Genomic DNA, 10455 nt, shown 5'->3' on the forward strand with positions numbered 1-10455 from the left:
CAACGAGCTGAAGTCAGTAGTCCAGGTCAGCGAGTTGGGGCAAGGGGGAGTGGCGTGGGGGGCCGGTGCCTGTTCGCCGCCTTACATGGGTCATCACCAGGGCCGTCGACGAGCGCCAGACGTTCAACTGGAGCGTGCCGCAGCGGACGTCTGTCGGTGCGATGCGGTGCGCAGCCATGCAGAGCTGCTGTGGTTGAGGCAGACAAAACTCGGTACCTACATCATGGAGTTGTCCAGGCACCGCCCTTGACCTGCGACGTTACTGCTAAGCGGATCGTTGACCTGCGCCAATGGTCCTTTCGCTGCCTTTCAGTCTCATGCTGATTTATGCAGCTGATTCTCCCCAGGCGCTCCCCAGTGGCTGTGATACTCCCCAGAAGTTCTTGAGCCGCATGGTCACAGCCGCCAGTTTGAGCGAGCCAGGGTGGCGGCCCGGACAGGCGACGTCGTGATGCGCGCTGCGCAACAGGAGTTCGCCGGGCAGGACCATCCGTTCCAGGACGCGGATGGCGCGGACGACCGGGGTGGTGGCGCCCCAGGGAACCTCGCGCACCTCGCCGGCGGGAACGTAGTTGCCGTCGGCGTCGGTGATGTTCTCGTATGTGCCGGCTGCAGATCAGGTGCCGCCCCGCGGTGCCGTCGTCGGCAGGGGCGGAGTCAGGGCAGCAACCGGAGCGCAGGCTTTGGACTACTGGCGGGAGGGGCTTATTCCGACCGTGCGCTATTCCTCCTCTTTCCGGCTCGCAGAAGCGATCTTTTGGGCGTTGCCTCACCGCTTCGCGGCCGAGTCAACAGCGGTGACAAGGAGAGCTTGTGCCTGTTCGCGGGCATGGCTGATGGGATCCGCGAAGATGTTCAGTCCGTGGGCGACGAGCGCTCCTTCGTGAAGCAGCATGAGTGTCCGGCCCAGATGGCCGGCCCCGTCCGGGGCGATGTCCCCAGCGAGGTCGGTGAACAGGGCGAGCATCCAATGCTTTTGTCCGGTGATGATCGGGTAGGCCGGATGGGACGGATCGCTGATCTCGGCGTGAGCGTTGACCATGCTGCACCCCTTGGAACTGTTCTTCGCCGACCACGCGCGTGAGGCGTCGAAGACGGCCAGAACGCGCGCTGCCGACCCCGGCTGTGCGGCGTCGAGGTACTGGGCGAGGAAGGCCCGCCAGCGTTCATCACGGTCCGCGAGGTACTCCACGACGATCTGCTCCTTGGAACCGAACCGGTCGTAGAGGGTCTTCTTCGTCACCCCGGCCTCGGCGGCGATCAGGTCCACCCCGACGGCATGGATGCCGCGCTCGTAGAACAGCCTCGCGGCGGCCTCCAGGACGCGCCGTGCGGCAGGCGTCATCGTGATCCGTCGCGTCATCTCGGCAGTGCCCATACCTCAACAGTATACCGATCTGTATAGTGAGCTGATGGGTATACCGATCTGTTTAGTGGAGAGTGAGACGTGAACTTCCTGCTCTCGATCGCCTTCGTGCTCTGCTGGAGTTCCGGGTTCATTGGGGCCAAGCTCGGCGCGGGCAGTGCGTCTGCGGTCACGATCCTGATGTGGCGGTTCCTGCCGCTGGTCGTCATCCTGATCGTGATTGCTACCGTCTCCAGAACGTCGTGGCGGGGCCTCGCGGTGCGGGATGTGGCCCGGCAAGCCATGATCGGCGTGCTGTCGCAGAGCTGCTATCTGCTCACCGTCTACTACGCGATCCAACTCGGGGTCTCCAGCGGCACCACAGCCCTGATCGACGGCGTCCAGCCCCTCGTCGCCGGAGCAATTGCCGGGCCGTTGTTGCGTCAATACGTCTCGCGCAAGCAGTGGCTCGGGCTGTGCCTGGGGGCGAGCGGTGTCGCCATCGTCACCATGGCGGATGCCGCGGCCGGCACCGGTGCGTCCTGGTGGATCTATCTCATCCCCTTCCTCGGCATGCTCTCGCTGGTAGCGGCCACGTTCCTCGAAAGCCGCTCCCGCGCGCGCGTCGCGCCCCCGGTGTCGATGACCGTCCACTGCGCCACCAGTGCCGTCATCTTCACGACACTTGCCGTGAGCACTGGAGCCGCGAAGCCGCCCGCTGAGCTCTCGTTCTGGGTCGCGATCACCTGGCTCGTAGCCTTGTCGACCTTCGGCGGGTACGGGCTGTACTGGCTCATCCTGAGGCGCACTGGGGTTACCAAGGTCAATACGCTCATGTTCCTCATGGCCCCGGTCACGGCAGTCTGGGGAGCCCTCATGTTCGGTGAACCGTTCGGTCCGCAGATCGCTCTCGGCCTGGCCGTCGGCCTCGCAGCAGTCGTCCTCGTCTATCGCGGTGACACCTCATCCACCAAGGTGTGCGCGCGGGATATAGACACGGGCGAAGCCGCCAGGCCAGCCAAGTACGGCGCCTAAATGCCTCTGCCTCGTTACTGTAGTGTCCTGAGTCGGGGATTCGTTTGCAGTATGCGGCGACTTTGTCGAGGATCTCGTCGGCGGTTTTGGTCCAGGCAAATGGTCGTGGGTTTTCGTTCCAGTCGGTCAACCAGGCGCGGATGTCGCGTTCGAGGGCCTGGACGGAGCGATGGGCGCCGCGCTGCAGCTTCTTGCCGGTCAGCTCGGCGAACCATCGTTCCACCAGGTTCAACCACGACGACATCAACAAGAACCTTGAGGACCCGGGGCGCGGCGACGCCGTTGGCCGCCAGGTCGTCGTCTTCGAATAGGCCGCGGGACGTGCCGGAGCAAGGGCTCGAAGTCGGCACCCACTCGGTTCCCAGCGGTCCGAACCGGCCCGGGGACCTGACACAGAACCCACCGGAGGGCGGCGCCGGTGGGCGCCGCCCTCCTACGGTTCACGATGGCAGTCCACCCCTTCCAAGAGGTCGTTCAGGCGCCGGAAACGCCGTGGCCGACCATCGAGAGCGGATCGACGACGGAGTCGAACGTCTTCTCGTCGACGTGGCCGCTCGCCAGGGCTGCATCCTTGAGCGTCTGGCCGGTGGCCAGCGCGGATTCGGCGATGTGCGCCGCGTTCTGGTACCCGATGACCGGGCTCAGCGCTGTCACGAGCATCAAGCTCTCGTCCACATACCGCCGGATCTTCTCCTGGTTGAGCTGCGTACCGCTGACGGAGAAGGTCCGGAACTTCTCCATACCGTCTGCGAGGATGCGCGCGGAGTGGAGGAAGTTGTTGATGATCAACGGGCGCATGGCGTTCAGCTCGAAGTTGCCCTGGCTGCCGGCGAAGGCGACTGCCGCGTCATTGCCGAGTACCTGGATCGCGATCATGACGATGGCTTCGCACTGGGTCGGATTGACCTTGCCGGGCATGATCGACGAGCCGGGTTCGTTCTGTGGAAGCTGCAGCTCGGCGAATCCGGTGCGTGGGCCCGAGGCCAGCCACCGCATGTCGTTGGCGATCTTCATCAAGGCTACGGCCAGACCACGCAGCGCACCGTGCGCCCGCACCATCGGGTCCAGGGACCCCTGTGCCATGAACTTGTTCCCGGCGGTGACAAAGGGCGTACCGGTCAGTTCGGCGATCTTGCTCGCGACGTCGCGACTGAAGCCGGCGGGCGCGTTGAGACCCGTGCCGACGGCGGTGCCGCCCAGGGCCAGTGCGAGCAGGCCGAGACGGCTGTGCTCGACTTCGCCGATACAGGCGCGCAGTTGTGCTGCATAGCCTGACCACTCCTGCCCGACGGTGAGTGGTACGGCGTCTTCAAGGTGTGTGCGGCCGATCTTGACGATCTCGGCCCATTCTGTGGCTTTGGCCTCGATGGTGGCAGCGAGCTCCCGGGCCTGGGGCAGGAGGCGCTCGTCGAACTCCTTCACGGCGGCGATGTGCATCGCGGTCGGGAAGCTGTCGTTGCTGGACTGCCCCATGTTGACGTCGTCATTGGGGGCGACCGGCTTCTGGGTCCCGAGCGTGCCGCCGAGTAGCTGCGACGCGCGGTTCGCCAGGACCTCGTTGACGTTCATGTTGCTCTGGGTGCCCGACCCCGTCTGCCACACGTAGAGCGGGAAGTGGTCGTCGAGCTTGCCGGCGATGGCCTCTTCCGCGGCCCGTACGATGGCCTGTTCCTTCCACTCGGGCAGCCGCCCGGCGGCGGCGTTCACGAGCGCTGCCGCCTTCTTCACGTAGCCGTACGCGTGGTACACCTCCTTGGGCATCAGGTCTGTGCCGATGGAGAAGTGCAGGAGCGAGCGCTGTGTCTGCGCTCCCCAGTACCGATGCGCCGGGACATCGACCGTGCCCATGCTGTCGAACTCCTGCCGGCTTCCGTCGGCCTCGATCCCGATCGGCAGGTTCGTCATCTTCGGGGTCGGCTGGTCTCCGCTCATTGCCGGCACTCCAGGTCGTCCGCGCGGTAGACCGGGTCCCACATCGCGTCCTGGACGGCCTGGACGAGGTTGTCGTGCGACTTGGTGGCGACACCGTCCTGCACCGCGGCTCTGGCTACGGCGACCGCAACCGTTGCGGATGACGCCCTCAGATTCGCGACGGGTGGCAGGAGCGATGCTCCGGGCGCCGACACATCGACTTGGCCTGCCACCGCCTCGGCAGCGGCCAGCAGCATGTTGTCCGTCACGTGGCTGGCACCAGAGACGATGGTGCCGAGACCGAGCCCTGGGTACAACAGGGCGTTGTTGGCCTGCCCGATTTCGTAGGAGACTCCCTTGTACTGGACCGGCTCCACCGGGATGCCGACCGCCATCAGCGCCCTGCCCTCGGACCAGGGCACCGCGTCGGACGGCATGACCTCGATGCGACTCGTCGGGTTCGACAGCGGCAGCAGCAGCGGACGTTCGACGCCGGCGGCCAGCGCGCGCACGATGGCCTCCGTGAACGCGCCGTGCGCGGTGGAGGTACCGATCAGGATGGTGGGCTTGACATGCCGGATCGTCGTGAGCAGATCGATCTCGCCGTCGGACCACTTGGCAACCTCGGACCTCGTCCGCGCGTAGACCTGCTGGTAGTCGGGCAAGTCCCGCATGTCATCGGTCACCAGGCCGTGGATGTCGACGAGCCAGATGTTCTTCTTCGCCTCGTCGGGCGTCGCACCGTCTCGCAGCATCGCCGCGTGGATCTGGTCGGCCATACCGGTGCCGGCGGTGCCCGCGCCGAATACGACGAGTCGCTGCTCGGACCAGCGTTCCCCGGTGACCTTCAGGGCCGAGAACGCCGACGCCATGACGATCGCGCCCGTTCCCTGCATGTCGTCGTTGAAGATCCGGTACTTGTCGGCGTTCTCCACAAGGATCCGCCGTGCGTTCGACGGCCCGAAGTCCTCGAAGTGCAGGAACGCGCCGGGGAACAGCTCGGACGCGGTTTCGAGGTAAAGGGCGACGAAGTCGTCGTAGTGCCGACCAGTGACGCGCGCATGCCGGTTGCCCAGGTAGGACGGACTATTGAGCAATTGCTCGTTGTCCGTGCCCACATCGAGGTTCACGGCGATGACGCGGTTGGGGTCGATGCCAGCGGCCGCGGTGTAGACCGCGAGCTTCCCGATGGAGATGTCGGTCCCGTTGACGCCCCAGTCCCCGATTCCCAGGATCTCCTGGGCATCCGAGACGACGATCAGATCCACGTCGTCCGAGCCAAGTCCGAGCGACTGGAACGAGGCCTTCATGTCCTCGGGACGGTCGATCGACAAGTACACCGCGCGCGAGTCACGGTAGTCGAGGGACCACTTCTCGATCGCCTCGCCGACCGTGGGGTCGTATACGACGGGAAGCAACTCGTCGAGATGGTCGCCGAGCAGCTTGAAGTACAGCACCTGGTTCCGGTCGTGGACCTCGTTGAGGTAGATGTACTTGTGCAGGTTGGAGGGCTGCTCCTGCAACTGCGCGTAGGCCCGGCCGGCCTGCTGGTCAAGGGTCTCGACAGCTGCCGGCAGCCGCCCCGTGATCCCCAGCCTCGCCCGCTCCTCCAGTGTGAACGCCGTACCGCGGTTGCGATAGCGATCCTGCAGCACGGTTGGCTTGACAGGCATTGTGGTGTACCTCCAGCAGTTGTGAGCTCTGCGCGCCCGTGCGCATGCGCGGTTTCGTGGCGGCGGCAAGGTCCGACACCAAGGACTGGCTGAAGTCAGCGCCGAAGAGATCCGGTGCGCCCGATGCCAACCATGCGGTGACCACCGTGCAGCCCGATTTCACGCCCGGGTTCTCGCTGCGAAACGCGGGACGCCCGGGCTCAGGAGCCGCTCTACGATGCCGTGACGGGAGTCTCCGGCGTCATCTCGTAGGAGTGCTGGATGGCAGGATGGCGGGTGCCTAGGCCGTCCGTGACCTTCCGCTCCCAGGGAACGGCCTGGAGCTGCTTGGTCTCTTCGAGCATCGACTTGGGCTCCAGGTTGCGGAACGTGCCGACTTCTGCGGCGGCAACGGCCGTCAGCGTGGCGAAGACCGCTTCGGGGTCGAACTGAGCACGGGGGAAGGCGAGCTTGGAGTAGTCGAATAGCCGCTCCGACGCGTCGTCCTCCCAGCTCTCCCAGGTCTGGAACATCCGGTCGTTGAATCCCGTCAGGAAGGGCCCCGGGTTCACTGTGGCAACCTCGACGTTGTATTCCTGCAGCTCGTACGCCATCGTCTCGGCAATCGCCTCCACCGCGTGCTTCGAGGCGGAGTAGATGCCGGTGAAGGGATTGACGTTCAGGCCCTCCCGCGAGGACACCCAGACGACACGGCCGCCCCCGCGCTTGATCATCTGCTTGACGATTCCCTGCGTGAGGACCAGCGGCCCCGTCACATTGACCTCGAACTGGTGCCGGATGTTCGCTTCTGGAATGTCGACGGTGGAACCGCCCTCACCGACACCGGCGTTGTTCACCAGGATCTCTACGCCCCAGTCGAGTGCCTTGCGGCGGTCTCCTTCGTTCGTGACGTCGAGCTTCTCCACTCGCAGAGAGACACCTCGCTCCTTCGCCTGCCACTTCAGGGTCTGCACCTGGGCGTAGATCTCCACCCCGGCGATCACGTCGAAGCCCTTCTCGGCGAGGCGCATGGCGGCCTCGAACCCGAAGCCGGTTCCCGCGCCCGTGATGAGGACCTTCCTCAGGTCTGCATTCGCCATGTCGAGTGCTTCCTTTCACGTTCATGGTGCCCGCGACGCGCGTGGGTCCGGCGGGGAACCAATGCGCGGCAGCAGGGGAGTTCGTGTACGCCGCTGCTCACGGAGACTCGAGGCGGATCCCACGCTGTGTTCGGTGACGGCGGCCCGACCCTCTAAGCCGCCAACCGCCAACACCAGCAGCGGTCTTGATATCGAAGACGGCTTGCGCGCCTGTCTCCGGATGACCTCGCGACCAGTCTGATCCCGCATGCGGCTCCCGGCAACTCAGCGAACGCAATCCGTCAAGAGTGGATTTGCGTGCCAGACTCCTGTATTTGAGCGCCAGCGATTCATTGGAATTCAGGGCCACGCGAAGAATCGGCTGCATCGACTCAGCTGGAATTCTCAGGGTGCTCCGCTGTGGACGAGGTAACCGGCGTGGGACGCGACTTGTTGCGGGCAAGGCACTCAAGGCTCCTGCCGGGGGCGGGGCATGCCGGTATCAGGTGCCGGTCCCGCGTCCCGTCCACCAGGCCCGCGAACGCTCCGTACATGCCAAGAATTGCTGTGAGAAAGCCGGAGCCACCGCCGATCTTGATCAGCGTGTTGGACTCATTGAACTCGCCGACCGCGAGTGCGGGTCCCAGCTGCCTACTGAAACGTGCTGGTCACCAAGGATTTTTCAATCGGTCACGAATCTCGACGAGAGTCTGGATTGGCGCAAGAAGGTGTTCAAGGCCGAGGCGATCGACTGGAAGTTCGCCCACCGCTACCGAGAGAACACCGGGAACAACCGCAAAGGATTTCTAGAATCCCGGACCGGGCTGGACCACATTGTTTTCCTGATCGACGAGCACTCGGACCTGGAAGCCTGGATGGCGCGGCTGGAAAAACTGAGAATCAAGCACGCGCCGATCCGACGCCAGAAGGAACCTTTCGCCTACTCGGCCATGATATTCCGGAATTCGGACTGTATTTAGCTCGAATTTGCATCTTAGGCTACGGGAATGAATTGTGCGGACCTGCGGTTGCCGCGCCTGCCAGCCCGAGGTAGCTTGAGAAACAGTGAATTCTTCCCGGTCCGAAATTGCGAGGGGGAGTAGTCGTGGGTCGAGTTTTGTTTGTGATGACTGGTGCAAGCTACTGGACGTTCGAGAACGGTCATCGCCATCCGACAGGGTACTGGGCCGAGGAGTTCGTCGCACCCTACAGCGTCTTTACGGATGCCGGATACCAGGTCACGGTGGCAACCCCGGGCGCTGTTATCCCCGTCGTGGACACCATGAGCCTGCAGCCCCGTTACGCGGGAGGCGAGGAGAACATGCTCAAGGAGACCGCGGTCATCGAGTCTGCCGAGGAGCTCCGCCACCCCATCGCCATCAAGGACGCGCGGCTCGAAGACTACGACGCGGTCTACTACCCCGGAGGCCACGGTCCCATGGAGGACCTCGCGTTCGACGCGGACTCCGCCGTGCTGCTCCGCAAGGCACTCGCTTCGGGCAAGCCCCTCGCCATCGTCTGCCACGCACCGGCCGCCATCCTCTCGACCCGCGACGAGAACGGGAACACACCCTTCGCGGGCCGCAGCGTGACGGGCTTCTGCAACGAGGAAGAAGAAGGCGTCGGCTTCGCCACGGACGCGAAGTGGCTGCTGGAGGACGAGCTGAAGAAGCTACCCACCAACTACTCCCGTGGTCCCGCCTGGGAGTCGTACCTCGTATCGGACGGCAACCTGCACACGGGGCAGAACCCCGCGTCCTCCGGGCCGCTGGCAAAGGAAGTACTCAAGGTCCTTTCCTGAGCCTGACCGGTGACCGGTGGCACCGAGCTCCCGGATCAGGCGACCCTGGCCCGACCTGCGACGTGGGCGCCAGCCGTTGGAAGTCGTACCCTTCAGCCGGGCGAGTACCCCACGCTCCAACAGCGGCGGCCTGTCAAGCGGGCAGGACAGCCGCTGCCGCACGGCGAACGACGGCGGAATCGGATGCGTGCCAAGCGCAGAGACGCGAAAATGGTGATCCGCGGCACGGCGGAACGCGGACCGCCACGACTTCCGCGTCGGAGGCTGCTTTCGGGTTCATGCGGCCGACCGGACACGGCAGTCGCGGCGGCTGCTGCCGACTCCTTCAGCACGATCCTCACGGTTCCAAGCCACCGAAATGGTGAAGTTCACCTTCTACGCCGAGGAAGGGGAAGCACATGACTGTGCTTCCCCTCGTAGTGTGGAGAAGTCCGCTATGAGGAAGTTTGATGGCAGAGATACGCAAGAGGTACGACGCGGAGTTCCGGGCCGGGGCGGTCCGGATCGTCCGGGAGACCGGAAAGCCGATCGCGCAGGTCGCGAGGGACCTGGGCGTCAACGAGGGCACGCTGGCCACCTGGGTCTCCCGGGAGAAGGAGGCGTCGCGGGCCGGCCTGGACCCGGACGAGCGTGCCGAACTCGCCCGGTTGCGCAAGGAGAATCACGAACTGCGGATGGAACGTGATGTCCTCAAGCGATCGGTGGTCCTGTGGGTCAAGGAGGCGACGAAGTGACGGTTGCGGACTTCATCGCCGACCAGAGGACCAGCCACCAGGTGCCGCACGCCGTTTCCTGCCGGGCCCTTGAGGTCTCGCAGTCCTGGTTGTATAAGTGGCTCCGTCGTCCGCCCACTGCGCGTGATGAGCGCCGGGCCGAGCTCGTGGCAGCCGTGCGTGAGGTCTTCGATCGCTCCGGTGGCACCTACGGATCCCCGCGCGTCCACGCCGAACTGCGCGAACGTGGGTGGCGGGTGTCGAAGAACACGATCGCGAAGCTGATGGCCGAGCTCGGTCTGGCCGGTCGCGTCAAGCGACGCCGCAGGTCGCTGACCCGGCAGGGCAAACGCCCTGTCGCCCCGGATCTGGTCCAGCGTGACTTCACCGCCCAGGTTCCAGACGTCCGCTGGTGCGGTGACATGACCGAGATCACCACCGGTGAGGGCAAGCTCTACCTGGCCACCGTCATCGACCTGTTCTCGCGTCGCCTGCTCGGCTACGCGATGGGTACTCGCCATGACGCCGAACTCGTGGTCGCCGCGCTGCGGATGGCTGCCACAACCCGCGGCGGCACCGTCGCTGACGTGGTGTTTCACTCGGACCGCGGCAGTGAGCCCGGGTTCAACGAGTCGTAGCAACATGCCTGATCAGAGGGGTGTGTTGTGGGACGACCAGCGGGTTGGATGACGGAGTTGACGGGACGGTCGCCGATGAAGTCGCCGGGGCGGCCCTCGACCCGGCGGGAGATCGAGCGGCTGTTCTGGGGTGAGATCGCCAAGGGGCTGACCAGTGAGGACGCGGCGGTCACTGTTGGAGCGGCCCCCGCGGTGGGAACCCGGTGGTTCCGGCATGCTGGCGGGATGCCGCAGATCAGCCTGACTGTCTCGGGCCGCTACCTCTCGTTCGCCGAGCGGGA

10 protein-coding genes and 2 pseudogenes are annotated in these 10455 nt (G+C 65.1%); 5 read left to right on the forward strand and 7 right to left on the reverse strand.

The features are described 5' to 3' along the window. Nucleotides 1–325: 325 nt before the first annotated feature. Together CG747_RS50870 and CG747_RS46080 are read right to left on the reverse strand one after the other, a co-directional pair. Nucleotides 326–553, reverse strand: coding sequence for a hypothetical protein (locus tag CG747_RS50870; protein WP_146022300.1), 228 nt, complete (start codon nucleotides 551–553; stop codon nucleotides 326–328). A gap of 216 nt (nucleotides 554–769) precedes the next feature. Then, the gene (locus tag CG747_RS46080) at nucleotides 770–1378 is read right to left on the reverse strand and encodes a TetR/AcrR family transcriptional regulator (RefSeq protein ID WP_100607844.1); all 609 of its coding nucleotides are present in this window, start codon (nucleotides 1376–1378) and stop codon (nucleotides 770–772) included. Between the two features lie 69 nt (nucleotides 1379–1447). Between CG747_RS46080 and CG747_RS46085 the strand changes: the two genes are divergently transcribed. Continuing rightward, nucleotides 1448–2380: a DMT family transporter gene (locus CG747_RS46085; RefSeq protein WP_100607845.1), complete on the forward strand. Its 933-nt coding sequence runs from the start codon at nucleotides 1448–1450 to the stop codon at nucleotides 2378–2380. Nucleotides 2381–2402: 22 nt separating this feature from the next. On the opposite strand, the pseudogene CG747_RS50585 reads toward CG747_RS46085, so the two are convergent. From CG747_RS50585 to CG747_RS51265, 5 genes and pseudogenes are all read right to left on the reverse strand, one after another. Beyond that, nucleotides 2403–2645 (reverse strand): annotated as a pseudogene (locus CG747_RS50585) (IS630 family transposase); the annotation flags it as partial. Nucleotides 2646–2854: 209 nt separating this feature from the next. After that, on the reverse strand, nucleotides 2855–4312 hold the full coding sequence (gene fumC, locus CG747_RS46095) for a class II fumarate hydratase (RefSeq protein WP_100607846.1): 1458 nt from the start codon (nucleotides 4310–4312) through the stop codon (nucleotides 2855–2857). Beyond that, nucleotides 4309–5964, reverse strand: coding sequence for an NAD-dependent malic enzyme (locus CG747_RS46100; protein ID WP_100607847.1), 1656 nt, complete (start codon nucleotides 5962–5964; stop codon nucleotides 4309–4311). The genes fumC and CG747_RS46100 overlap by 4 nt, the downstream gene beginning before the upstream one ends. A 212-nt stretch (nucleotides 5965–6176) precedes the next feature. Beyond that, a complete protein-coding gene (locus CG747_RS46105; RefSeq protein WP_100607848.1) occupies nucleotides 6177–7043 on the reverse strand; it encodes an SDR family oxidoreductase in 867 nt (288 codons plus the stop codon). 371 nt (nucleotides 7044–7414) lie between these two features. After that, entirely contained in the window at nucleotides 7415–7669 is a 255-nt protein-coding gene (locus tag CG747_RS51265) for a GPR1/FUN34/YaaH family transporter (protein ID WP_107490358.1), read from the reverse strand. Nucleotides 7670–8127: 458 nt separating this feature from the next. On the opposite strand from CG747_RS51265, the gene CG747_RS46115 reads away from it, so the two are divergent. The 4 genes and pseudogenes from CG747_RS46115 to CG747_RS46130 all read left to right on the forward strand — a co-directional run. Further along, the gene (locus CG747_RS46115) at nucleotides 8128–8823 is read left to right on the forward strand and encodes a type 1 glutamine amidotransferase domain-containing protein (RefSeq protein WP_180986035.1); all 696 of its coding nucleotides are present in this window, start codon (nucleotides 8128–8130) and stop codon (nucleotides 8821–8823) included. Between the two features lie 449 nt (nucleotides 8824–9272). After that, a complete protein-coding gene (locus tag CG747_RS46120) occupies nucleotides 9273–9557 on the forward strand; it encodes a transposase (protein WP_100607851.1) in 285 nt (94 codons plus the stop codon). Further along, nucleotides 9554–10174 (forward strand): IS3 family transposase, encoded by a 621-nt coding sequence (locus CG747_RS46125; protein ID WP_180986036.1) that lies wholly within the window; start codon nucleotides 9554–9556, stop codon nucleotides 10172–10174. The genes CG747_RS46120 and CG747_RS46125 overlap by 4 nt, the downstream gene beginning before the upstream one ends. Nucleotides 10175–10222: 48 nt before the next feature. Continuing rightward, nucleotides 10223–10455 (forward strand): annotated as a pseudogene (locus CG747_RS46130) (IS30 family transposase); the annotation flags it as partial.

Source organism: Streptomyces sp. CB02959 (assembly GCF_002803155.1).
Lineage (GTDB): Bacteria > Actinomycetota > Actinomycetes > Streptomycetales > Streptomycetaceae > Streptomyces.